This window comes from Ralstonia mannitolilytica (genome assembly GCF_905397375.1).
Lineage (GTDB): Bacteria > Pseudomonadota > Gammaproteobacteria > Burkholderiales > Burkholderiaceae > Ralstonia > Ralstonia mannitolilytica.
Genome location: NZ_CAJPVG010000003.1, coordinates 144,703 through 168,905, shown reverse-complemented (window position 1 = coordinate 168,905; position 24,203 = coordinate 144,703). Strand labels below are relative to the sequence as shown.

The following is a 24,203-nucleotide window of genomic DNA, read 5'->3' as shown; positions in this document are numbered from 1 at the left end:
ACCATGTACGACTTCGAGTACCAGAAAGCCACCGACGCCCAGACCGCCGTCACGGCATTGAAGACGCATGCGGACGCCAAATACCTCGGAGGCGGCCAGAGCCTGCTCGCGGCGATGAAGCTCCGGCTCGCGCAGCCGTCTGCCCTGGTGGATGTCACGCAGATTCCGGGCATGACGGGCATCCGGTCGCAGCCGGGTGTGATCACCGTGGGCGCCGCCACGCGCCACGCCGATGTAGCCGAAAGCGACGAGGTGCGGCGCATGCTCCCCGCGCTGGCCGAGCTGGCCGGCGGCATCGGCGACAGGCAGGTGCGCGCCATGGGCACGCTCGGCGGATCGCTTGCCAACAACGACCCGGCCGCGTGCTATCCGGCGGCCGTGCTCGGCCTGAACGCCACCATCGTCACCGAGCGGCGCGATATTGCGGCGGACGATTTCTTCCTCGGCATGTACGAGACGGCGCTGGCTGCGGATGAACTCATCACCGAGGTGCAGTTTCCCGTGCCGGACCAGGCGGCCTACTTGAAATTCCGCAACCCCGCGTCGCGCTTTGCGCTGGTGGGTGTATTCATCAGCCGCAAGGGCAACAACGTGCGCGTGGCGGTGACGGGCGCGGCGCCGTGCGTGTTCCGTTGCACGCCGCTGGAGCAGGCGCTGGCCGCCAGCTTCACCTCCGAGGCGGCGCGCAAGGTCGTGGTGCCGGCCGATGATCTGCTCGGCGATCTGCATGCGTCGCCGGAGTATCGGGCGCACCTGATTCCGGTGCTGGCGGCGCGCGCGGTGGAGCAGGCATTGGCGCGGCATCACTAGCCGCATCTGCGGGGAACTGCATGCCGGTTGACTCCATCGACGACTGCCTCGCGCAGTTGCAGGGCCAGGGCTACTTCGCCAGCCGCGAGCTGGCGACGGCCGTGTTCCTCGCGTTGCGCATGCAGCGGCCGCTGTTCCTGGAGGGCGAGCCCGGCGTCGGCAAGACCGAACTCGCGAAGGCGGCGGCCGGGCTGCTCGGCACGTCGCTGCTGCGGCTGCAGTGCTACGAGGGGCTCGACACGGCCAGTGCGCTCTACGAGTGGGATTACCCGCGGCAGATCATGGCGCTGCGCCTGGCTGAAGCCGCCGGCGAGACGCCGCGCGCCGACACGCTGTACCGCGACGAATTCCTGCTCAAGCGCCCGCTGCTGCAGGCGCTGCTGCCTGATGCCGTCAACCCCGGCCGCCCCGATACGCCGCGCGTTCTGCTGATCGACGAAATCGACCGCGCCGACGAGCCGTTCGAGGCCTTCCTGCTGGAACTGCTGTCGGATTTCCAGGTGTCGATTCCGGAGTTCGGCATCGTGCGGGCTCAGGTGGTGCCGCTGGTCATCATGACGTCCAACCGCACGCGCGAGGTGCACGACGCGCTCAAGCGGCGCTGCCTGTATCAATGGATCGGCTATCCCGACAAGGCGCGCGAGCTGCAGATCGTGGCGCAACGCGCGCCCGAAACCGCCGCCCGCCTGCAGCAGCGCGCCGTGGATTTTGTCCACCGTCTGCGCGGCATCGACCTCTTCAAGGCTCCGGGCATTGCGGAGGCCATCGACTGGTGCCGCGCGCTGGCCGCCCTGAATGTCACGGAGCTCGATCCGCAATCGGTGCATGACACGCTCGGCGTACTGCTCAAGTACCAGGATGACCTCAGCCGCGTGGATGCGCCGACCATCGAGCAACTGCTGGCCGCACCTGCGTTGCCGGAGTAGCCATGGACGCCGTGTCGACGCCGTTACCGATGCTGGCCCGCAACGTGACGCACTTCGTGCGCCTGCTGCGCAACGCCGGCATGCCGCTGGCGCCGTCGCGCGCGGTGGACGCCATTGAAGCGTTGGGCCATGTCGATATCGGCCGCCGCGGCGACGTGAAGGCGGCTCTCGCTGCCCTGCTCGTCTCGCACCCGGATGAGGGCATGCTGTTTGACGCGGCCTTCAACGTGTTCTGGCGCGACCCCGACTGGGAAGGCAAGCTGCGCGCGCTGCTGCTGCCCAAGGTGCGCGGCGGCATCCCGCCCCCGCGCAACAACCGCCTGGCCGACGCCCTGCGGGCACAGCCCTCGGGCAGCCTGCCGCCTGCTGTCGCGCCCGACGGCGAGCGCCACGGCATCGTCGCGCCGCTGGCGTTTTCCGCCAACGAAGCGCTGCGCACGCGTGACTTCGACACGCTCGACGCCGCCGAGTGGCGCACGCTGCAGCACATGATCCGCCAGCGCCGCGTGCATCTGGCGCAGGAACGCACGCGCCGGCTGAAGGCGGCCTCGCGTGGCCGCCATCCGGACCTGCGCGCCACGGCCGCCCAGGCCGTACGCGCGGGCGGCGAATGGGTCGGGTGGAAGTACCGCCAGCCCGTGGACCGCACGCCGCCACTCGTCCTGCTGCTGGACATTTCCGGATCGATGAGCCGCTACTCGCGCGCGGTGCTGTACTACTGCCACGCCCTGGTGCAGTCGCGCGAGCGCATCCAGGCATTCCTGTTCGGGACGCGGCTGACCAACGTCTCGCGGCAACTGCGCGAGCGCGATCCGGATGTCGCCGTGCAGGCCATCGCGCAACTCGTGCCGGACTGGTCGGGCGGCACGCGCATCGGCGCGGCGCTGGCCGAGTTCAACCGCCGCTGGGCCCGCCGCACGCTCTCGTGCCGCGCCACCGTGCTCCTGGTGACGGACGGCCTCGACCACGAACACATCGACGTGCTCGACGCAGAGATGGCCCGCCTGGCCCGCTTCGCCCACCGCATCGTCTGGCTCAACCCGCTGCTGCGCTTCGCCGGCTTCGAGCCACGGGCACGCGGCGTGCGAGCCATCCTGCCGCATGTCGATGCGATGGTGCCGGCGCACCATTTCGACAGCCTCGCCGCGCTGGAGCAGGAACTGGCGCATGCCCGCCGCAGCCGCGTACCACGCCCTCACCCCGCCCACGCCACAGCTCTCGCACCATGGAACTGACCCAGACTCACCTCCTGCCCGTGCCCCTGCAGACCGCCTGGGATGCCCTGAACGATCCGGCCGTGCTGCAGCGCTGCATTCCCGGCTGCGAGAGCCTGACCGCCGCCGGCGAACACGCCTACGAGATCGCCATGCAGGCCGCCGTCGGCCCGGTCAAGGCGCGCTTCAAGGGGCGCATGCAGCTGGCCGACATCACCCCGCCGCGCAGCTACACGCTGCACTTCGACGGCCAGGGCGGCGCAGCGGGTTTCGGCAAGGGCACGGCGAAAGTCGAGCTCACGCCCGAGGGCCCGACCGTCACCCGGCTGTCCTACACCGCCACGGCGCAGGTGGGCGGCAAGCTTGCGCAGATCGGTTCGCGCTTGGTCGACGGGGCAGCGCGCAAGCTGGCCGACGAGTTCTTCCAGCGTTTCTCGGCGGAGTTCGGCTCCACTGCCGGCGCGACACCCGCTCTCGACGGCATGCCGGCGGAGCAGGCCATCCCTGATCTTGCCGGCGGCGAGCTGCGCGCGCACGGTGCGCGGGAGGCCGCGCCTGCGGTCAGCCCGGCGCTGCAGACGCGCAACCCGTGGCCGTGGATCATCGTTGCGGTGGTGGCCGTGGCGGCGGCCTACCTGTTTCTGCATCACGGGGCATAATCGGAGCCCTTCCCCCGCAACACATTACTCAAGCGCGCGAAAGCGCAGCCAACGCATCATGGACAGCGTCGATCTTGAAGTCTTGAAAACCAGCGCGCGCTGGCTGGAACAAGGGCGCCGGGTGCTGCTCGTCACCGTTGTCAAGACCTGGGGGTCGTCGCCGCGGCCCGAGGGCGCCATGCTTGCGCTGCGCGATGACGGCGTGGTCGTCGGCTCGGTGTCGGGCGGCTGCATCGAAGACGACCTCATCGACCGCGTGCGCCGCGAGGGCCTGCAGCAAACCAGGCCGGAAGCCGTCAAATACGGCATCAGCGCAGAAGAGGCCCACCGCTTCGGGCTGCCCTGCGGCGGCACGCTGCAACTCGTGCTGGAGCCGCTGAGCGCCGCCAGCGGCATCGACGCGCTGCTGCACGCCGTGGAAGCCGGCCAGCTCGTCGCGCGCACGCTCGACATGGCCACCGGCGCCACCGTGCTGCAACACGCCAACGCCACCGACGGCCTGCAGTTCGACGGACGACGCCTGGTGACGATCCATGGGCCGCGCTACCGGATGCTCGTCATCGGTGCGGGGCAGCTCTCGCGCTACCTGTGCCAGATCGCCGTGGGGCTCGACTACCAGGTCACCGTCTGCGACCCGCGCGAGGAATACAGCGAGGAATGGTCGATCCCGGGCGTCACGATGGTGCGCACCATGCCCGACGACACGGTGATGGCCATGAAGCTCGATGAGCGCAGCGCCGTCATCGCGCTCACGCATGACCCGAAGCTCGACGACCTCGCGCTCATGGAGGCGCTCAAGACGCCCGCGTTCTACGTCGGTGCGCTCGGCAGCCGTCGCAACAACGCCAACCGCCGCGAGCGCCTGAAGGAGTTCGACCTGAGCGACGCGGAACTGGCACGCCTGCACGGCCCGGTCGGCATCTACATCGGCAGCCGCACGCCGCCCGAGATCGCCATCTCCATCCTGGCCGAGGTGACGGCAGCCAAGAACGGCGTCTCGCTGCCGACGATCCTGCAGGTGGAAGGCGCCAAGGCGGCGCGCGAGATCGCCGCCAATGCCGCGTCGAACTGCGCCGTACCGCCCGCCTGAAGTCAACCCTCTGGCCGGAGGGGGAGCCTGAAAGGCGCGTGAAAGGTTACATTCTTATAAATCGCCGATTCTGCGCACGTTTCGGGCCGTACGGCACCAGGCCGTTCATGCGGCTCGAAGCCCGTTTTGCATGCGCGCCTTCATCTGACGCCATCGTCCGTCCCCGGCCCTGGCTGCGCTGTCAGCGAGCTTGCCGGCGCGGGCGCGGTAGCGTTGTTCGCACGCGGGTCGGTCGCCCGCTTTGCACTCAGGAAATTCGAGTTTTCTCGCATGAGCATTTTGCTGACCGGCGCGACCGGTTTTGTGGGCGGCGCCATTGCCGCCAACCTCGCTGCCAAAGGTTTGCTGGCCGATACACGCTTTGCAGTGCGCGGTGACACCCCGGCCGAAGGGCTGGCGCGGCTGCGCAGCAACCTGCGCCGGTTCGAGTTCGACGCGGGCACGCTGGACGCCATCACGGAATCGCAGATCGTGCCGTTCGACCTGCGCGATGCTGGCGCAGCCAGGCTGGGCGATCCAGAAATCATCATCAACTGCGCGGCGCTGGCCACGTTCTCGAACCATCCGTCGTTGTGGGAAACCAACGTAGGTGGCGTATTGGCGCTGGGCAAGCTGGCGGCGCAGGGCTCACGCCTGAAGCGTTTCGTGCAGATCGGCACGGCCATGTCGTGCGGCCAGCTGGCCGATCGGCACGTCAGCGAAAGCTGGCAGGTGCCGCCCATCGAGCAGCACGCGGTGCCGTATACGTACTCCAAGGGGATGGCCGAACTGAAGCTGCGCGAGGCCGTGCCCGAACTGCCGCTGGTGGTGGTGCGGCCGTCCATCGTGGTCGGCCACAGCACGCTGGGGTGCGAGCCGTCGGGCAGCATCTTCTGGATGCTGCGCATGGTGGCGATGCTCGAGACGTTCAGCTGCCGCCTGAGCGACCGCGTCGACATCCTGCCCGTGGACGACTGCGCCGAGGCCATCGTGCAACTGTCGACCAAGCCCACGCTGGCGTACGACCTGTATCACATCAGCGCGGGCGATGCGAACTCCGAGCGCATTGAGACCCTGTATCCGCGCTTCAAGCGCTGCAAGACGCCGGAAGAAGACGCCCAGGCGCTGGCCGGCTACGTGTACCAGGAAAAGATCGCGGAAAAGGCGCTGGCCCGCAAATTCCTGAGCATGACCGGCGACGGCAATGTGCGCCTGGTCGCGCGCTGCATCCACCTGTATGCCAAGTTCGCCAGCATGAGCTACGTGTTCGACAACACGCGGCTGGTGCAGGAGACGGGCTTCCAGCCGCGCTCGCTGCTGGCCTACCTCGACCGCTGCCTCGAGACGTCGGACGACGTGCCGATTCCCGAGCAGATGCAGTGGGACTATAAGTAGCCGTCCGGCCTCCCCGGCCCGCACGGCGTGTCATGGCGCCGTGCTATAACCATCGGCGCTTTTACCAAGACTCCGGTCTGCAAAACCAAGAACAAGGAGCCGCCGATGACGCTGCAAGCCCTCGTCCATCTCAATGTCGCCACGCTGGTCGATTCGTTCATCAGCCTTGCCTCGGCCTTTGCGCTCGGGTCGTTGATCGGCTTCGAGCGGCAGGTCAGGCAGCGGACTGCGGGGCTGCGCACCAACGCGCTGGTGGCGGTCGCGGCATCGGCGTTCGTCGACATGGCTGCGCAGATCGGCACCGCATCGGACACCACGCGCGTGATCGCCTACGTGGTGTCGGGCGTCGGCTTCCTGGGTGCCGGCACCATCATGAAGGAAGGGCTGAACGTGCGCGGGCTGAATACCGCCGCCACGCTGTGGGGCTCGGCCGCGGTGGGTGCCGCGGCGGGGTCGGACCTGGTGGGCCAGGCCATCCTCATTACGCTATTTGTGCTGGCATCGAACATCCTGCTACGGCCCGTGGTGGACCGAATCAACCGTACGCCACTCGACAACCAGGCCAGTGAAGTCACGTACACGATGTGCGTCATCTCCACCGGCGAGCGCCAGAAAGAAGTGCTGGCCGACCTGGAACGTCTGCTGGAAGAAGCCAGCTACCCGATCAGCGACCTGTCGGTCGAGCCGTTTGGCGAAGACCACGTGGAGATCGAAGCCATGCTGATGTCGACCGCGGTGAACGCGGCCGAACTCGACCGCATCGTGGCGTCGCTGCAGGCGCAGCCGCACGTGGCCCAGGCGTTCTGGAACCCGAGCACGACGGAATAAGCGGTCACAGCTCCTGGGCCGCCGCAAGGTCGAAGATCCGCGCCCAGCGCTTCGCTTCCTGGCGACTGTGCATCGGGATCGGCCATTCTGGCTGCGCTTGATGCTTCAGCCGCAGCGCCAACGTCCAGGCGCCTTCGCGCTCGACCGCATCGGCGCCGGCAATATCGGCAAAGAGAAAGCGGGCGTTCTGCCCATGCAGGCTCAGCGTGCCGCGCTTCTGTTCGGCATCGACGGCAACCTGGCCCCAGCTGCCGCTGAGCGAGACGACGCGCTGCCCCTTCACATTGACGCCATGGATGGCGCGATGGCGCCGAACCAGCGCCAGGGCGAGCGCCACGAGCAACCCAGCCGCCAGCAGCACGGCCGCGGCCCCAACCACCGCCCCATACGCTGAAGCGACCTGGAGATACAAGCGGGCCGCGCCATAAACCAGCAGACCGACGAGCGCGAACGCGGCAAGGATGAACGGCATGGTGCGATTCCTTGAATGAGCCAGCCGGTGATATCCACCAAAACGGCGTTCAAGGCAAGCGATTGCCGTACCCGTCCGTCCCCTTCCAGGCGACGCAACGTAGCGATGCGACGCGATCAGGCCAGCCGGAATGCCGCGATGGCGGCGTTCAGCGCCTGCGCCTGCTCTTCCAGCGATTCAGCGGCCGCTGCGGCTTGCTCCACCAGCGCGGCGTTCTGCTGCGTGGCTTCGTCCATGAGCGTGACGGCCTTGTTGACTTGCTCGATGCCGGAGCTCTGCTCGTTCGAGGCGGCCGCGATCTCGCCCATGATGTCGGTCACGCGGCGGATGGACGACACGATGTCTTCCATCGTGCTGCCCGCGCGCTCCGCCAGCGCGCTGCCGGCCTCCACCTTGGAGAGCGACGCCTCGATCATCTCCTTGATTTCCTTGGCAGCGGCGGCGCTGCGCTGCGCCAGGTTGCGCACCTCGCCGGCCACCACCGCAAAGCCGCGGCCCTGCTCGCCCGCACGCGCCGCTTCCACGGCGGCGTTGAGCGCAAGAATGTTGGTCTGGAACGCAATGCCATCGATCACGCCGATGATCTCCGAGACCGTGCGCGACGACGCGCTGATCTCGCGCATGGTCGCCACCACGTCGGTCACCACGGCCCCGCCCTGCGCGGCGACTTCGGAAGCGCTGTCGGCCAACTGGCTGGCCTGGCGTGCGTTGTCGGCGTTCTGGCGGACGATGGAGGTCATCTCCTCCATACTCGATGCGGTCTCTTCCAGCGAGCTGGCCTGCTCTTCGGTGCGCTGCGACAGATCGGCATTGCCCGCGGCAATCTGCTTGGTGGCCGCGCCGATCGACTCGGAGCCCGAGCGCACGCGGCGCACGGTGTCGGTGAGCGCGCCCTGCATGCGGGCCAGGCCTTCGAGCAGGCGGCCCATCTCGTCGTGGCGATCCACGCGCACGGGCTGGGTCAAGTCGCCCGCAGCAATGCGATCGAACTGTGCCAGCGCGGCATCCAGCGGCCCGACGATCGCGCGCAGCAGCGACCACGCACACCACAGCGCCACCACCAGCGCGACGACAATAGCCGCCGCCACGATCACACGAAAGCGCGCATACGCCTCCTGCGACGCGTCATAGTTGGCCTTGGAGAAGGCCAGTTGCTTCTTGCTCAGCGCCAGGCTCTTGTCGTTGGAATCGCGGAAGGCGTTGGACACGCGCTTTTCCATGATGTCGTCAGCCGTCGCGCGATCGCCCGCGCGCAGTGCCTTGATGATGTCACGCAGGCTGCCCGCCGCGGCTTCGCGCGCGGTGGCGACCTCCTTGGCGAGGCGGTCTTCTTCCTCGCTGCGGGGCAGCGTCAGGTAGGTCTTCCACGCTTCATCCGACCGCGCGATCAGCTCTTCGGTGCGATCGAGCAGCTTCATCGCGCCCTTGTCATTCGGATACAGCATCGCCTTGTCGAGCGCGGTGCGGGCACGCGTCAGGCTCAGATCCGATTCGCCCAGCGCAAGCGCAGACGGGAATTGATTGGTGAAGGTTTCCTCGTGTGCCAGGTTGGCACCGCGCAGGCCCAGCAAGCCAGTCACACCGATCAACAAGGCAAGCAGGAAGAGGACGGAAACCGAAAGCACCAGTCGGGTGCGGATGGTCAGGCGAGCGGACATGGGCGCGGGAGAGTGGCGTGCACGGCGCTTCACGCAGGCGCGACCATCGCGCCGGGCGGCCGGCTACCTGCACTATCGGTTCGTGCCGGGCCGAACTTGAGGGCTGATGTGCGCTGCAGCGCATGGCCGTGGCCGGCCAGCCGCTTTCAGCGCGCCTTGCGGCCGCTCGTGCCGCGCGCCGCGCGGTAGTCCTCGGCGTAGTCCGCCCATTGCCGCAGCGATACCTTGCGCCCATGCGCAGCCAGCTCCAGTGCCGATTTTCGCCACGCCGTGCCGGCGGCATAGTCCTGCAGCGTGTCGACGAGATCGGTGCCGCGCCGGCCGCAACCGCGCAGATGGCACCAGGCCGCCACGCGGGCCATGGTCTGGAGCGCGTCGTCCAGGTCGGCCACCACGCGCTTGCCCGAGCCCAGCGCCACGCGGTCGGCCGTCGGCTGCAGGCTTTTGACCACGTACGACTTGGCCGCCTCCCGCTTGGCCCCACAGACCACGCCACGCAGCAGCGCCGGCGAGATGGCCTGCGAGATACGCTGGATGCCGACCACGCGCGCCGCCTCGCTGGGCCACGGCGCCACGCTGCCCGCGCTGCCGAGTACGCCGGCCCACACGCTTGGCACGGCGAGCTTGATGTCGATCAGGCGCAGCGTGGCGGGGTCGTCTTCCGGGCGCGCCAGCACCGTGTAGCGCTCCAGCCCCAGGCTGCCCGTGCCGGCGATGCGGCGCGCCACGTCCACGGCGACGAAACGCTGGCCATGGCCGTTGCCCTGCCCGCCGTAGGCCTGCAGGATACGGCGCGCGCGGCGGGCCTCGTCTTTGCTTGCGCGCAGGGTGCGGCGGCCGTCGATGCGCAGGCGGACCCGGTTGCCGCTGCGCTCCGTGCGCTCGGCGAGATAGGCGGCGCGGTTGCGCTTGCGCAGGCCGCGCAGCAGGTCTCGCACGATGCCGCTGGCCGTGGCGCGCTCCACCCAGCGCGCCTTGCCGTCCACCAGCGTGGTTGCATACGTATCCAGGAAACGGCGGCACAGGTTGTGCGCGTCTTCGTCGGCGAGCTTCCAGCCGTAGGCCGCGACCTGCAGGCTCGAGAGCACGCGCACGAGATCGACCGTGAACGGCGCGGCCAGGGCCTCGTCAAAATCGTTCATGTCGAAATAGACGAGGCCGTTGTCGCCCTTGAAGCTGCCGAAGTTGTCGAGATGCAAGTCGCCGCAGACGAGCGTGCGCGGCGCTTCGTGCAGCAGCGCAGCGTCGGCCAGCGAGGCCGCATACAGGTTGTTGGTGCCGCGAAAGAAGGCAAACGGGTCGGCCGCGATGGCATCCAGCTTCCGGATGAGCCTTTCAGGATCGCGCCCGGCGTTGTATTCAAGCAGGATGCGGGTGCTGTCATGCATGGTCACGGCCTCGTCAAAGTGCTGGGAGTGGAGTGCAATGCCCTCGAAAATCGAAGATTACGCGTTGATTGGCGACTGTGAAACCGCTGCCTTGGTCTCGCGCGATGGGTCGATCGACTGGCTGTGCTGGCCGCGCTTTGATTCCGGCGCCTGTTTTGCCGCCCTGCTCGGCACGCCCGACCACGGCCGCTGGCGCATCGCCCCGCAGGGCGAGGTGCGCGCCGTGCGCCGCCGCTACCTGCCCGGCACGCTGGTGCTGGAAACGGTGTTCGAAACGGCCACCGGCACCGTCAGCCTGACCGACTTCATGACGGCCCGCCTGCCCGGCACCACCAGCGCGCGGGACGACACCTCTGACCTCGTGCGCATCGTCCGCGGCCTGTCTGGCACCGTTGACATGCGCATGGACCTCACGCTGCGTTTCGACTACGGGGCCTCGGTGCCGTGGGTCAGCCGCGTCTCGGAGGCGACCGGCGTGCCGGCCGACGGCCCGTGCGACATGCCGGACTGCGTGCTGCGAGCCATCGCCGGGCCCGACATGACGACCTTGCGCACGCCCGCGCCGATCCGCGGCGAGAACCTCTCCACCGTGGCCGATTTCTCCGTCAGCGAGGGCGAAGCGATGCCGTTTGTGCTGACGCATTCGCCATCGCACCTGCCGCTGCCGGGCTCCATCGATGCCATCGAAGCGCAGGTCGACGTGGAAGCGCGCTGGCGTGCGTGGTCCGGCCGCTGCAAGGGCGCGGGCGAGTGGACGGAAGCCGTCGAGCGCTCGCTGATCACGCTCAAGGCGCTCACCTACTACCGCACCGGCGGCGTGGTGGCCGCGCCCACGACTTCGCTGCCCGAACAGCTCGGCGGCGTGCGCAACTGGGATTACCGCTACTGCTGGCTGCGCGACGCCACGCTCACCCTGCTTGCCCTCATGAACGCCGGCTACTACAACGAAGCGCGCGCCTGGCGCGAATGGCTTGAGCGCGCCATTGCCGGCAGCCCCGCGCAGGTGCAGATCATGTACGGGATTGCAGGCGAACGGCGGTTGGGCGAATGGGTCGTCCCGTGGCTGCCGGGCTACGAGGGCGCGCAGCCCGTGCGCGTGGGCAACGCGGCGGCGCTGCAGCTTCAGCTGGACGTGTACGGCGAACTGATGGACGCGCTGTACCTCGCACGCAAGGGCGGCCTGGATGGCGACGAGGCGTCCTGGCGCCTGCAGGTTGCGCTGATGACGCACCTGGAGAGCATCTGGCAGACGCCCGACGAAGGCATCTGGGAAGTCCGCGGCCCGTCGCGGCACTTCACGCATTCCAAGGTGATGGCGTGGGTGGCATTCGACCGCGCCGTCAAGACCATCGAGCAATTCAAGCTGGACGGCCCCGTGGAGCGCTGGCGCGGCGAGCGCGATCGCATCCACGCCGAGGTCTGCGCGCACGGCTACAACACCCGGCGCAACTGCTTCGTGCAGAGCTACGGCAGCGAGGAGCTCGACGCCGCCCTGCTCATGCTGCCGCTGGTGGGCTTCCTGCCCGCCTCCGACCCGCGCATCCTCGGCACGGTCAAGGCGGTCGAAGAAGACCTGCTCGTCGATGGGCTCGTCCGCCGATACCGCACCGAGGCCGTCGCCGATGGCCTGCCCCAGGGCGAAGGCGTGTTCCTCGCCTGCAGCTTCTGGTACGTGGACAACCTCGTCATGCAGGGGCGCCACGACGAGGGGCGCGCGCTGTTCACGAAGCTGCTCGCGCTGCGCAACGACGTGGGCCTGCTGGCCGAAGAATACGATCCGCGCGCGCGCCGGCTGGTTGGCAACTTTCCGCAGGCGTTCTCGCATATTGCGCTGGTGAATTCAGCGCTGTCGCTGTCGGCGGCGGCCGACCATGTCAGCCAGCGCACCACCGGCTGAGCGCTGGACGGAAGCCGGTAAAATCGCGCCCATGACCGAATCGACCGCGCTCACTCCCATGTCCGACGACGAAACCCGTGCTTCCGGCAGCACCTTGCTCGGCCGCCCCGACAGCCCGTGCATCGGCATCTGCTCGACCCTGTTCGACGAGGTCTGCCAGGGCTGCGGGCGCACCCAGCTCGAAGTCAGCAACTGGGTCTTCATGACCGACGAAGAGCGCAACGCGGTCTGGACGCGCATCCTGGCCGAGGGCACCGCGCAGGGCTACAACCGCGACGGCAGCCGCAAGTAAGCAAAAAACCCGGCCGAAGCCGGGTTTTCGTTTGGGCGCAGGGCCGTCAGGACGCCTGCACTGGTTTGAGCTGCAGCGCCTTGTACTCGAGGAACTCCTCGAGCCCGTACTTGCCGTTTTCGCGCCCGTTGCCCGACTGCTTGTAGCCGCCAAACGGCGCCTGCATGTTGAACGGCCCGCCATTGATGTCGACCTGCCCGGTGCGGATGCGCCGCGCCACGCGGATCGCCCGCGCCTCGTCGCCCGACCACACGCCGCCGCCCAGCCCGTAGATGCTGTCGTTGGCGATGCGGATGGCGTCTTCCTCGTCGTCGTAGCAGATCACGGTCAGCACGGGGCCGAAGATCTCTTCGCGCGCAACGGTGTCGGTGGTCTTGACGTTGCCGAGTATCGTCGGCTTGACGAAGAAGCCCTTGGCGAAACCGTCCGGAGTCTCGGGCCCGCCGGCGATGAGTTCCGCGCCCTCTTCCAGCCCCTTGCGGATGTAACCCAGCACGCGATCGCGCTGCACGGCGGAGATCAGCGGTCCGAGGCGCGTCGTTTCCTGCGCGGGGTCGCCCGGCATGTAGCTGGCGGCGAACTGCGCGGCCAGCGCCTTCACTTCTTCATACTTGGCGCGCGGCACCAGCATGCGCGTGTGGGCCGAGCACGTCTGCCCCGAGTTGAGGAAACATGCCGACAGCGTGCCCTTCACCGCCGCGGCCAGATCCGCGTCATCCAGGATCACCGAGGCCGACTTGCCGCCAAGCTCCAGCGCGACGCGCTTGACCGTCTGCGCGGCCAGTTCGGCCACACGCTTGCCTGCGCGCGTAGAGCCCGTGAACGACACCATGTCGACATCCGGGTGGCTCGCCAGCACCTCGCCCACGACGGGGCCATAGCCGGTGACGAGGTTGAACACACCGGGCGGCAGGCCCGCTTCCTCAATCACTTCGGCAAGCACGAAGGCGTTGAGCGGCGCCACTTCCGACGGCTTGAGCACCACGGTGCAGCCGGCCGCGAGCGCGGGGGCGACCTTCAGCGTGATCTGGTTGAGCGGATAGTTCCACGGCGTGATGGCGCCCACCACGCCCACGGGCTCGCGCACCACCAGCGAATTGCCGACGCGCTCTTCAAACTCGAACGTGCCGAGCAACTTGGCGAAATTGCCCCAGTTGTAGACCGGGCCGCCCACCTGGATCGCGCGCGCCAGCTTGATCGGCATGCCGACTTCGCCGGCAATCAGCTGGGCGAGTTCTTCGCTGCGGGCCTTGAGGCCATCAGCGATCTTCTGAACGTATTCGGCGCGCTTGGCCACCGGCGTGGCGGCCCACGCGTCGAATGCGGTGCGTGCGGCGGCCACGGCGGCCTCCGCGTCGGCGGCGCTGCCTTCGGGAATCATTCCCATCACCTCTTCGGTGGCCGAATGAATCACTTCAATGACGCCCTTGCCTTGCGGCGCCACCCACTTGCCATTGATGAAAAGCTTGTCGCGTTGCTGCATCGTTGCTTGTCTCGCTCTGGTGGATGCGCGATCTTGCGCGTTGTGCTATCCGGGTTGCGACGGAGCCGCATGCCGCGCCCGGGCGGTTATGATCGATCTATTGTAGAGCCAGAGCGTGCCTTGCAGACGCGCCAGCCGAGGGAGACAGCATGACCACCACGATCTACCAAAAGACCGAAAAGGGCCAGGACGAGATCCGCACGCGCGCGAACCGTCTCGACCAGCGGCATCGCGCGGTGCTGCTGATGGTCAACGGCGAAAAGACCTGCGACGACATCCTCCTCCAGCTGCAGCCGCTCGGCATGACGCAGGCGGTGTTCGACGAGCTGGAACAAGGCGGCTACATCCGCATCCATGTCGGAAGCCCAGTGGCGGCGAAGGCGGCGCCGGCCCCTACGCCAGTTGTAGCGGCGCCGGGCGATCAGGGTGTCGAAGGCTATCAGCGTCTCTACCGCTTCTATACCGAAACCATCAGCCGCTATCTGGGCCTGCGCGGCTATCTGCTGGAAATGAAGGTCGAGAAGGCCGGCAGCATCAGCGAGCTGATCGCGCTGCGCGAAACGCTCAAGGCGGCACTTGCCAAGACGCGCGGCGAGCCCGACACCAGCAACGTCATCGCCCAGCTCGACCTGCTCATCGAGGAAGCCACCGGCTAGCGCGCAAGGACGGACGCCCGCGCCCATCCTGCGCCTTGCCGGGTCAGACTTCCAACCACTCCTGCCGCACCTTGGCGTCGGCCTTCAACTGCGCGGGCGTGCCTTCAAACACGATCTGCCCGTGCCCCATCACATAGACACGCTGTGAGATGTCCAGCGCAATCGCCAGCTTCTGCTCGACGAGCAGCACGGAAATCCCCCGCTCCTTGAGCGTCTTCAGGTATTCGCCCACCAGCGTGACGATCAGCGGCGCCAAGCCTTCCGTGGGCTCGTCGATGATGATGAAATCCGGGTCGCCCATCAGCGTGCGGCACAGCGTCAGCATCTGCTGCTCGCCGCCCGAGAGCACGCCCGCGGCGGTGTTCTCGCGCTCCTTCAGGCGCGGGAACATCTGGTACATGTCGTCGATCTGCCAGCGCGGCTTGGGGCTGTTCGGGTTGCGCTTCTCGCCCAGCAGCAGGTTCTGCCGCACCGTGAGCGTGGGAAAGATGTCGCGGTTCTCGGGCACGTAGCCGATGCCCTGGTGCGCCACCTCGAACGTGCGCAGGCCGCTGACGTTCTTGCCGCGCAGCAGGATCTCGCCTTCGTGCCGAACCATGCCCATGATCGACTTGGCCAGCGTCGAGCGTCCCACCCCGTTGCGCCCCAGCAGCGAGACGATCTCGCCTTCGCCGACGTGCATGTCGACGCCGTGCAGGATGTGGCTCTTGCCGTAATACGCGTGGAGGCCGCGCACCTCCAGCATCGGAGTATTGGTCGCCATCAGTGCGCTCCTGCAGGTTCGTCCAGCGTGGTGCCGAGGTAAGCCTCCTTCACGCGGCGGTTGTTGCGAATGGCCTCGGGGGTGTCGGTGGCGATCACCTCGCCGTAGACCAGCACCGAGATGCGGTCCGCCAGGCCGAAGACGACGCTCATGTCGTGCTCGACCATCACCAGCGTCTTGCCGACGGTGACCTTGCGGATGAGGTCCACCGCGTGGTCGGATTCTGAGCGGCTCATGCCGGCCGTCGGCTCGTCGAGCAGGATCACGTCGGCGCCGCCGGCGATGGTGATGCCGATCTCCAGCGCGCGCTGCTCGGCATACGTCAGCAGGCCCGCGGCGGCATCGCGCCGGTGCGTCATGCCGATCTGCTCGAGCACCTCCTCGGCACGTTCGCGCGCATCCCGCAGCTCGGCGAGCTTGTGCCAGAACGAATACTTGTAGCCGAGCGACCAGAGCACCGCGCAGCGCAGGTTCTCGAACACCGAGAGCCGATGGAAGATGTTGGTGATCTGGAAGCTGCGCGACAGGCCCTTGCGGTTGATCTCGAACGGCGCCAGGCCGCTGATCTCTTCGCCATTGAGCTTCACGCTGCCCGAGGTGGCGGGGAAGCGGCCAGAGATCAGGTTGAACGTGGTCGACTTGCCGGCGCCGTTCGGCCCGATGAGCGCATGGCGCTCGCCCTTGCCGATGGTCAGGTTGACGCCGCGAATGATCTCAGTCGCGCCGAAGCGCTTGCGGACGTCGCGCAACTCCAGTGCTGCGGTCGGTTGGCTCATGGTTGCGGCTCCTGCAATGCGTTGTCCCAGGACGTGCGCAGCCTGCCCGCTGCCGCACGCAGACCGAAGGCGCCCACCAGCCACAGCACGGCGGTGATGGCCCACGGCTTCAAGGTCGTGGGTTCGACGGCCAGGCCGAACAGCGTGGCCACACCACCCGAGCTGTCGTCCTGCACCGCGTAGATCATCTCCACGGTGGAGATCAGCGCCACCAGGAGAATGGCCGCCGGCACGATCGCCATGCCGTAGGCCGGCAACAGTGTCTTGAGCTTGCCGCGCCGCAGGATCGGCACGTGCATCATCAGCAGGCTCGCGATGCCGCCCGGCGCGTACATGACCATCAGCACGAAGAACAGGCCCAGGTACAACAGCCACGCCTTGGTGATGCCCGACAGCGCCACGGTGAAGAACACCGTCAGCACCGCGCCGATGATCGGCCCGAAGAAGCTGCCCATGCCGCCGATGAACGCCGCCAGCAGCACCGAGCCCGAGCGTACGGCCGACACGTTCTCCGCCGTCACGATCTCAAAGTTGATGCACGACAGCGCGCCGGCAATGCCCGCAAAGAACGCCGACAGGATCACCACGAGGTACCGCACGCGCTGCGTGTTGTAGCCGATGAACTCCACCCGTTCGGGGTTGTCGCGCACGGCGTTGGCAATACGGCCCAGCGGCGTCTGCGTCCAGGCGTACATGAGCGCCATGGAGATCAGGCACCACGCGGCGATCAGGTAATACACCTGCCGCGCCGGCCCGAAGGTGACGCCCAGCAGCGCATCGCCGATGCTGCGGTTGGTCGAGACACCGCCCTCGCCGCCAAAGAAATCCGGGAACATCAACGCACTGGCGAAGACCATCTCTCCGATGCCGAGCGTGATCATGGCAAACGTGGTGCCGGACTTCTTGGTGGTGACGTAACCGAAGATCACGCCGAAGAGCGCACCGCCCAGCCCGCCGGCGATCGGCAGCAACGCTACCGCAAGCGGCCCCGCGATGCCGAGCGTCTGCATCGCGCCGATCTTGTTGAGCAGGTGCACGGCCATGAAGGCACCGAGGCCCGAATACACCGCGTGCCCGAACGACAGCATGCCGGACTGGCCCAGCAGCATGTTGTACGACAGCGCGAAGATGATCATGATGCCCATCTGCGAGAGCAGCGTGATGGCAAAGCCCTGCGGCCAGATTAGGGGCAGCACGATCATCACCAGTGCGGTCGCGCCCCAGATCAGCCAGCGCGCGAGGTTGACCGGCTTGAACTTCATGGTGCGCGCGCGATCGTTGGGCGGCAGCGTTTGTTGTTGTGGCATGGCGCGTTCCATTTAGCTCTCCCGCGTACCCATCAGCCCGCGTGGGCGGAAGATCAGCATCAGCACCAGCAGCAGATACGGCAACACCGGTGCAACCTGCGCAATCGTGAGGTTCCAGACCGAGATCAGCGGCACGTCGGGGTTGAGCGTGACGCCGATCTTCTGGAGCATGCTCGTCACCGAGATGTCCAGCGTGACGGCAAAGGTCTGGATGCAGCCGATGAGCAGCGACGCGATGAACGCGCCCACCAGCGAGCCCATGCCGCCCACCACCGCCACCACGAACACGATGGAGCCGACCGCCGCCGCCATCGACGGCTCGGTCACGAAGGCATTGCCGCCGATGACCCCGGCCAGGCCGGCCAGCGCACAGCCGCCGCCAAACACGAGCATGAACACGCGCGGCACGTTGTGGCCCAGCGCCTCGACCATGTCCGGATGGGTGAGCGCAGCCTGGATGACGAGGCCGATGCGCGTGCGGGTGAGCAGCAGGAAGATGCCGACCAGCATCAGCAGCGACACCAGCATCATGAACGCGCGGTACTTCGGAAACGACGAGGTGAACAGCGTGAACAGCGGCCCATCCAGTGCCTCCGGCACGCGGTACGGCACGGCCGGCAGGCCCCACACCAGCTTCACGCCTTCTTCAATCAGATAGGCCAGGCCGAAGGTGAACAGCAGTTCGGCGACGTGGCCGTAGCGGTGCACCGTGCGCAGGCCGAAGCGCTCGACCACCGCACCCAGCGCCCCCACCAGCAGCGGCGCCACGATGAGCGCCGCCCAGAAGCCCAGATGGCCGCTGACGACGTAGGCGAAATACGCGCCCAGCATGTAGAAGCTGGCATGCGCAAAGTTGAGAACGCCCATCATGCTGAAGATCAGCGTCAGGCCTGAAGACAGCATGAACAGCAGCAGCCCGTAGCTGATGCCGTTCAAGAGATTGATGACTAGGAATTCCACGCTACAGCCCTTTCAGCGGGGCATGAACCGGACGCGCCGGCCCATGGCCCCGTTTAAAACACCGCCGCACGATAGCATCGGGCGGCCCTTCGGCGCACCACCTGCCGTGCTCAGTGAGGACGCTTCATCTGGCAGGAAGTGGGCTGCGATGCCACGTAGGCATCCAGCACGGCATCGGTCTTCCAGCCATAGCCGGTATTTTCCTGGTCGAACTTGACGTCCTTGCCGTCGACCTTCTTCCAGGTGGCGATGTAGAGCGGCTGCTGGCCCTGATGGTCGGACGCGCGCATCTCGAACGTGCCGTTCAGGCTGTCGACCTTCATGCCCTCGAAGGCCTTGGCGACCTTGGCCGGCTCGGCCGACTTGGTGTCCTTGATGGCCTTGGCCAGCAGGGCGATGCCGGTGTACGAGGCCATCAGGTAGAAGTCGTCGTTGTACTTCTTTTTGTAGCCCTCGACGATGTCGGCGCCCTTGAAGCCGTTGTTGTTGACGTTCCAGTAGCCGACGTACTTCACGTGATCGGCGCCGGCCGAGCCCATGGCCGTCGGCACGCCGGTGGTGGAGGCGTAGTAGGTGTAGAAGTTGGCGTTCAGGCCCGCGTCCTTGCCGGCCTTGATGAGCAGCGCAAGATCGCTTCCCCAGTTGCCGGTGATGACGGTGTCCGCCCCCGACGACTTGATCTTCGCCACGTACGGCGAGAAATCCTTCACCTGGGCCAGCGGATGCAGGTCTTCACCGACGATCTCGATGTCCGGGCGCTTGCGCTTGAGGTATTCCTTGGCCGCACGCGCGACCTGGTGGCCGAACGAGTAGTTCTGGTTGATCAGATAGATCTTCTTGACCTTCGGATCCTTGGCCAGGTAGCTGGTCAGAGCCTCCATCTTCATGTCCGAGTTGGCGTCCAGGCGGAAGTGCCAGTAGTTGCACTTGCCGTTGGTCATGTCCGGATCCACCGCCGCGTAGTTGAGGTAGATGATCTCCTTGCCCGGATTGCGCTCGTTGTACTTGCCCACGGCGTCTTCCAGCGCCATGCCCACGCTCGAGCCGTTGCCCTGCACGATGTAGTGGATGCCCTGATCGGCCACCTGCTTGAGCACGGTCAGGCTTTCCTGCGGCGAGAGCTTGTTGTCGAAGCCCACGACTTCGAACTTCGTGCCGTCGCCGGCCCAGTTCTTCTGCGTGGCCATATCGGCGATGTACTGCCAGCTGCGCAGCTGGTTCTGGCCCAGCGCGCCCATCAGCCCCGACAACGGGTCGATCCAGGCGATCTTGACGGTTTCGGCGGCAGACGCTGCAGCGGGCACAGCCGCCCCACCGATCGCCGCGACACATGCAACAGCCACAACCAACGGACGGAACTTCGTCATGCGTGTCTCCTTCATGTGGTGGAGGCGCCGGCGAGTCACTCTCCGCCTGTCAGAGCTGACATGCGGCTGCTTGCGTCTCCAGGTTGCAACGCGTCCGGGCTTCATCCCGCTGCATCGTCATCGCGAACGCGCGGCGGCCGGCCCTGATCCGGTTGTCTTGCGTCCGCCGTCCTCGTTGCCCGGCAGGGTGCCGGTGCACGGGCGGCGGTTTCTGTTTGTTGTGTGTCGGTCCTACGCCTGCGCGGCCGGGAGCTGGTAGTCCTTGAACTGCTCGCGCAGCTTGAGTTTCTGCATCTTGCCGGTGGCCGTCAGCGGGATCTCGGTGACGAACACCACGTCGTCCGGAATCCACCACTTCGCGACCTTGCCCTCGAAGAACTTCAGCATGTCTTCCCGCGTGAGCTCGACGCCGGGCTTCTTCATCACCACCAGCAGCGGGCGCTCGTCCCACTTCGGGTGATGACAGGCAATGCACGCCGCCATGTGTACGGCGGGGTGGGCAGCGGCTACGTTCTCCACATCGATGGACGAGATCCACTCGCCGCCGGACTTGATCACGTCCTTGCTGCGATCGGTGATCTGCATGTAGCCGTCGGCGTCGATGTTGGCGACGTCGCCGGTCGGGAACCAGCCGTCCACGAGCGGCGACACGTCGTTGCGGTAGTAGCTCTGGATCGTCCACGGGCCACGGACATAGAGATCGCCGAAGGCCTTGCCGTCCCACGGCAGCTCGCGGCCCTCGGCATCGACGATCTTCATCTCGACGCCGTAGATGGCGCGGCCCTGGCGCTCCAGCACCTGCTGCTTGGCCTCATCGGGCAGGTCGGCATGCTTGCTCATCAGCTTGCACGTGGTGCCTAGCGGCGACATCTCGGTCATGCCCCACGCGTGGATCGTCTCCACGCCCAGCGCCTTGAGCGTGCGGATCATGGCCGGCGGCGCGGCCGATCCGCCGATCACCGTCTTGCGGAAGGTCGAGAACTTCAGGTTGTTCGCCTGCACGTGCTGCAGCAGGCCGAGCCACACCGTCGGCACGCCTGCGGAGAAGGTCACCTTCTCCTGCTCGAAGAGGTCGTACAGCGAGGCGCCGTCCAGCTTCGGCCCCGGAAAGACCAGCTTGGCGCCCACCAGCGGCACCGAATACGGCAGTCCCCATGCATTGACGTGGAACATCGGCACCACCGGCAGGATCACGTCCTGCGCCGAGCACCCCAGCGCATCGGGCATGGCCGACGCATACGAATGCAGCACCGTGGAGCGATGCGAATACAGCGCTCCCTTGGGGTTGCCCGTCGTGCCCGACGTGTAGCAGAGGCTGGACGCGGTGTTCTCGTCGAACTGCGGCCAGGTGTAGTCGGCGCTCTGCGCATCGAGCAGCTCTTCGTAGCAGAGCATGGGCACGCTGGACGACGCCGGCATGTGGGCGCGATCGGTCATCGCCACCCAGCCTTTGACGTTCGGGCAATGCGGTGCGAGGCCTTCGACCAGCGGCACGAAGGTCAGGTCGAAGAAGACGTACTGGTCGTCTGCGTGGTTGATGATGTAGGCGATCTGGTCCGGAAACAGCCGCGGGTTGATGGTGTGGCACACCGACCCCGAGCCAGACACGCCGTAATAGATTTCAAGGTGACGGTAGCCGTTCCAGGCCAGCGTGCCGATGCGCTCGCCAGGCTGCACGCCCAGCGCGGCCAGCGCATTTGCCAGTTGCTTGGAACGGTCTCGCACTTGCCGGTACGTGGTGCGATGGATATCGCCCTCGACACGGCGCGACACGACTTCAGTCGAACCGGAATTGCGCGCTGCATGTTCGATGATGGTCGAGATGAGCAAAGGGGTGCTCATCATTTGTCCCATCAGGGCCATGGTGTCTCCTAGAAAAAACTGAACAACCGTTCTATTTTTTGGCCGATTGTTCCCGTGATCGTCTAGCGCGTCAACGGGATATTGTTGTGCGCTGCCACATCGGCCCCCATGTTTACCCGGCCATCTGAAAAACTCTGCGAACCGTTGTAGTGCAAGGCTTCGCAGGCTGCAGCTTTCTTTACTGGCAAGTACAATACGCGATAGCGTTGCTGCGTCTCAACATGGCGTTTTCCCCTACGCTGAGCGCCTTTTTCCGCACTTCAACAGGCCCAGGATTTGACCATTCGGCACTGTTTTTGCGCCGTCTCCTGTGCTAATCGATCCCCGCCCTATGTCCGCCTCCCCTGCCGTTCTGCCTGACGATTCCCTTGCGAGCGCCTTCGACTGGCCCGGCCGGCCCGCGGCAGCCCCCGGCTTCTCCGCGCTGGGCGAGCGTTTCCTGACGCGCTTGCCGCCTATGCCCATGCCGGCAACGTGGGCGCCCTACCTCGTGGGTTTTTCCCCCGAGGCCGCGGCGCCCCTGGGCCTTACCCGCGAGGCGCTGGATACGCCGGCCGGGCTGGCCGTCTTCAGCGGCAACGCCGTCGCCGCGTGGAGCGATCCGCTCGCCACCGTCTATTCGGGTCACCAGTTCGGCGTGTGGGCCGGCCAATTGGGGGATGGCCGCGCGCTGCTGCTGGCCGAACTGCAAACCGCGGACGGCCCGTGCGAAGTGCAACTCAAGGGCGCCGGCCGCACGCCGTATTCGCGCATGGGCGACGGGCGCGCCGTGCTGCGCTCGTCCATCCGCGAATTTCTTTGCTCTGAAGCCATGGCCGGCCTCGGCATCCCGACCACACGCGCCTTGTGTGTAACGGGCACCGACGCCCCCGTGCGCCGCGAAGAGATCGAGACCGCCGCCGTCGTGACGCGCCTGGCGCCGTCGTTCGTGCGCTTCGGCCACTTCGAGCACTTTGCCGCCAGCGAGCAACTGCCCCAGCTGCGCGCCCTCGCCGATTACGTCATCGACCGCTTCTACCGCACCTGCCGCGCCGAGCCCCAGCCCTACCTCGCGCTGCTGCGCGAAGTCGCCCGCCGCACCGCTGAACTCATGGCCGACTGGCAGGCCGTCGGCTTCTGCCACGGCGTGATGAACACCGACAACATGTCGATCCTCGGCCTCACGCTCGATTACGGCCCGTTCGGCTTCCTGGACGGCTTCAACGCCAACCACATCTGCAACCACTCCGACACCGGCGGCCGCTACGCCTACGCCCAGCAGCCGCAGATCGGCTACTGGAACCTCTTCTGCCTCGCCCAGGCGCTGCTGCCGCTGTTCGGCGACGATCCCGCCCGTTTCGTCGACTTGACCGATGAAGCGCAGGCCCAGCCCGCCATCGATGCAGCGCAGAACGTGCTGCTGACCTATCGCGACGTCTATAGCGCCGCGTTCTACGCGCGCTATCGCGCCAAGCTCGGCCTGACGACCGCGCACGACGAAGACGAAACGCTCTTCGGCGACCTCTTCAAACTGCTGCACAACCAGCGCACCGACTACACGCTGTTCTTCCGCCACCTTGCTCAGGTGCGCCGTGACGACACGCCGGCCACCGCCGAAGCGCGCACCGTGCGCGACTATTTCTTCGACCGCGCGGCCGCCGACGTGTGGCTGGCGGCCTATCGACAGCGCCTGCAGGCCGAGCCGCAATCCGACGACGAGCGCGCGGCCGCCATGCGCCGCGTCAACCCGAAATACGTGCTGCGCAACCACCTGGCCGAGATCGCCATCCGCCGCGCCAAGGAGAGGGATTTCTCCGAAGTCGAGAACCTGCGCGCCGTGCTGGCCCGGCCGTTCGACGAGCATCCCGGGTTCGAGCACTACGCGCAGCCGGCGCCGGACTGGGCCTCGTCGCTGGAGGTGAGCTGCTCGTCGTGATGCGCGAGGCCATGCTCTAATCCGCGCCTGTCAGGATCGCCGCCCGCGCACGACAAACGCACACCGGCCGCCCACGAGGCCGCCGGCAATACCAACCAGGAGTCTCATCACCATGACCGTCAAGAAGACCGACGCCGAATGGCGCGACCAGCTCTCCGACATCGAATACCGCGTCACCCGCGAAGCCGCCACCGAACGCCCCTTCACCGGCAAGTACTGGAACCACTGGGACCGCGGGGTCTACAACTGCGTGTGCTGCGGCACGCCGCTCTTTGAATCGTCGACCAAGTTCGACGCCGGCTGCGGCTGGCCGAGCTATTTCCAGCCCATCAACGGCGAGGTGATCGCCGAGAAGACCGATTACTCGCACGGCATGGTGCGCATCGAGGTGCAGTGCAAGAACTGCGGCGCGCACCTGGGCCATGTGTTCGAGGACGGCCCTGCGCCGACCGGCCTGCGGTATTGCATCAACTCGGCTGCGCTAAACTTCAAGGCTTGATCTTTC

22 protein-coding genes are annotated in these 24,203 nt (G+C 66.8%); 12 read left to right on the top strand and 10 right to left on the bottom strand.

Annotated features, from left to right (window positions below; translation table 11 throughout):
• Positions 1-3 precede the first annotated feature (3 nt).
• The 7 genes from KHN96_RS08845 (at position 4) to KHN96_RS08815 (ending at position 6,901) form a co-directional block, all read left to right on the top strand.
• A complete protein-coding gene (locus KHN96_RS08845; RefSeq protein WP_045786856.1) occupies positions 4-810 on the top strand; it encodes an FAD binding domain-containing protein in 807 nt (268 codons plus the stop codon).
• A 20-nt stretch (positions 811-830) separates the two neighbouring features.
• Positions 831-1,736, top strand: coding sequence for an AAA family ATPase (locus tag KHN96_RS08840; RefSeq protein ID WP_062738553.1), 906 nt, complete (start codon positions 831-833; stop codon positions 1,734-1,736).
• Positions 1,737-1,738: 2 nt separating this feature from the next.
• Positions 1,739-2,971, top strand: a complete 1,233-nt coding sequence (locus KHN96_RS08835) for a vWA domain-containing protein (protein ID WP_115043909.1) — start codon at positions 1,739-1,741, stop codon at positions 2,969-2,971.
• Positions 2,962-3,609 (top strand): SRPBCC family protein, encoded by a 648-nt coding sequence (locus tag KHN96_RS08830; protein WP_045786859.1) that lies wholly within the window; start codon positions 2,962-2,964, stop codon positions 3,607-3,609. The genes KHN96_RS08835 and KHN96_RS08830 overlap by 10 nt, the downstream gene beginning before the upstream one ends.
• Positions 3,610-3,667: 58 nt before the next feature.
• Entirely contained in the window at positions 3,668-4,699 is a 1,032-nt protein-coding gene (locus KHN96_RS08825) for an XdhC family protein (protein ID WP_045786860.1), read from the top strand.
• A 270-nt stretch (positions 4,700-4,969) separates the two neighbouring features.
• Positions 4,970-6,073 carry an SDR family oxidoreductase gene (locus KHN96_RS08820; protein ID WP_062738551.1) on the top strand — a complete coding sequence of 368 codons (1,104 nt, stop codon included), beginning with the start codon at positions 4,970-4,972 and terminating at the stop codon, positions 6,071-6,073.
• Between the two features lie 105 nt (positions 6,074-6,178).
• Positions 6,179-6,901 carry an MgtC/SapB family protein gene (locus KHN96_RS08815; protein WP_082062902.1) on the top strand — a complete coding sequence of 241 codons (723 nt, stop codon included), beginning with the start codon at positions 6,179-6,181 and terminating at the stop codon, positions 6,899-6,901.
• Positions 6,902-6,905: 4 nt separating this feature from the next.
• Here KHN96_RS08815 and KHN96_RS08810 read toward each other — a convergent pair whose 3' ends face one another.
• The 3 genes from KHN96_RS08810 to KHN96_RS08800 form a co-directional block, all read right to left on the bottom strand.
• Positions 6,906-7,373 carry a hypothetical protein gene (locus KHN96_RS08810; protein ID WP_062738550.1) on the bottom strand — a complete coding sequence of 156 codons (468 nt, stop codon included), beginning with the start codon at positions 7,371-7,373 and terminating at the stop codon, positions 6,906-6,908.
• Positions 7,374-7,489: 116 nt separating this feature from the next.
• Positions 7,490-9,031, bottom strand: coding sequence for a methyl-accepting chemotaxis protein (locus tag KHN96_RS08805; RefSeq protein WP_062738549.1), 1,542 nt, complete (start codon positions 9,029-9,031; stop codon positions 7,490-7,492).
• Positions 9,032-9,177: 146 nt separating this feature from the next.
• Positions 9,178-10,419: a DUF2252 family protein gene (locus KHN96_RS08800; RefSeq protein WP_062738548.1), complete on the bottom strand. Its 1,242-nt coding sequence runs from the start codon at positions 10,417-10,419 to the stop codon at positions 9,178-9,180.
• On the opposite strand from KHN96_RS08800, the gene KHN96_RS08795 reads away from it, so the two are divergent.
• Positions 10,418-12,316: a glycoside hydrolase family 15 protein gene (locus KHN96_RS08795; protein WP_220214876.1), complete on the top strand. Its 1,899-nt coding sequence runs from the start codon at positions 10,418-10,420 to the stop codon at positions 12,314-12,316. The two genes, KHN96_RS08800 and KHN96_RS08795, sit on opposite strands and share 2 nt — an antisense overlap.
• Positions 12,317-12,347: 31 nt before the next feature.
• Positions 12,348-12,608 (top strand): DUF1289 domain-containing protein, encoded by a 261-nt coding sequence (locus KHN96_RS08790; RefSeq protein WP_045786865.1) that lies wholly within the window; start codon positions 12,348-12,350, stop codon positions 12,606-12,608.
• Between the two features lie 46 nt (positions 12,609-12,654).
• Here KHN96_RS08790 and KHN96_RS08785 read toward each other — a convergent pair whose 3' ends face one another.
• On the bottom strand, positions 12,655-14,091 hold the full coding sequence (locus KHN96_RS08785) for an aldehyde dehydrogenase family protein (protein ID WP_062738546.1): 1,437 nt from the start codon (positions 14,089-14,091) through the stop codon (positions 12,655-12,657).
• A gap of 149 nt (positions 14,092-14,240) precedes the next feature.
• Between KHN96_RS08785 and KHN96_RS08780 the strand changes: the two genes are divergently transcribed.
• The gene (locus KHN96_RS08780) at positions 14,241-14,747 is read left to right on the top strand and encodes a hypothetical protein (protein ID WP_045786867.1); all 507 of its coding nucleotides are present in this window, start codon (positions 14,241-14,243) and stop codon (positions 14,745-14,747) included.
• A 43-nt stretch (positions 14,748-14,790) separates the two neighbouring features.
• Here KHN96_RS08780 and KHN96_RS08775 read toward each other — a convergent pair whose 3' ends face one another.
• The 6 genes from KHN96_RS08775 to KHN96_RS08750 all read right to left on the bottom strand — a co-directional run bounded on the left by KHN96_RS08775 (position 14,791) and on the right by KHN96_RS08750 (position 21,783).
• On the bottom strand, positions 14,791-15,510 hold the full coding sequence (locus KHN96_RS08775) for an ABC transporter ATP-binding protein (RefSeq protein ID WP_062738545.1): 720 nt from the start codon (positions 15,508-15,510) through the stop codon (positions 14,791-14,793).
• Positions 15,510-16,286: an ABC transporter ATP-binding protein gene (locus KHN96_RS08770; RefSeq protein ID WP_045786869.1), complete on the bottom strand. Its 777-nt coding sequence runs from the start codon at positions 16,284-16,286 to the stop codon at positions 15,510-15,512. The genes KHN96_RS08775 and KHN96_RS08770 overlap by 1 nt, the downstream gene beginning before the upstream one ends.
• Positions 16,283-17,605 (bottom strand): branched-chain amino acid ABC transporter permease, encoded by a 1,323-nt coding sequence (locus KHN96_RS08765; RefSeq protein ID WP_062738544.1) that lies wholly within the window; start codon positions 17,603-17,605, stop codon positions 16,283-16,285. The genes KHN96_RS08770 and KHN96_RS08765 overlap by 4 nt, the downstream gene beginning before the upstream one ends.
• Positions 17,606-18,553 (bottom strand): branched-chain amino acid ABC transporter permease, encoded by a 948-nt coding sequence (locus tag KHN96_RS08760; protein ID WP_045786871.1) that lies wholly within the window; start codon positions 18,551-18,553, stop codon positions 17,606-17,608.
• A gap of 110 nt (positions 18,554-18,663) precedes the next feature.
• A complete protein-coding gene (locus KHN96_RS08755) occupies positions 18,664-19,920 on the bottom strand; it encodes a branched-chain amino acid ABC transporter substrate-binding protein (RefSeq protein ID WP_045786872.1) in 1,257 nt (418 codons plus the stop codon).
• Positions 19,921-20,151: 231 nt separating this feature from the next.
• The gene (locus tag KHN96_RS08750) at positions 20,152-21,783 is read right to left on the bottom strand and encodes a 3-(methylthio)propionyl-CoA ligase (RefSeq protein ID WP_062738543.1); all 1,632 of its coding nucleotides are present in this window, start codon (positions 21,781-21,783) and stop codon (positions 20,152-20,154) included.
• A gap of 331 nt (positions 21,784-22,114) precedes the next feature.
• Between KHN96_RS08750 and KHN96_RS08745 the strand changes: the two genes are divergently transcribed.
• Positions 22,115-23,698, top strand: coding sequence for a protein adenylyltransferase SelO (locus KHN96_RS08745; protein ID WP_062738542.1), 1,584 nt, complete (start codon positions 22,115-22,117; stop codon positions 23,696-23,698).
• Positions 23,699-23,810: 112 nt separating this feature from the next.
• Positions 23,811-24,197 carry a peptide-methionine (R)-S-oxide reductase MsrB gene (gene msrB, locus KHN96_RS08740; protein WP_045786875.1) on the top strand — a complete coding sequence of 129 codons (387 nt, stop codon included), beginning with the start codon at positions 23,811-23,813 and terminating at the stop codon, positions 24,195-24,197.
• Positions 24,198-24,203 lie beyond the last annotated feature (6 nt).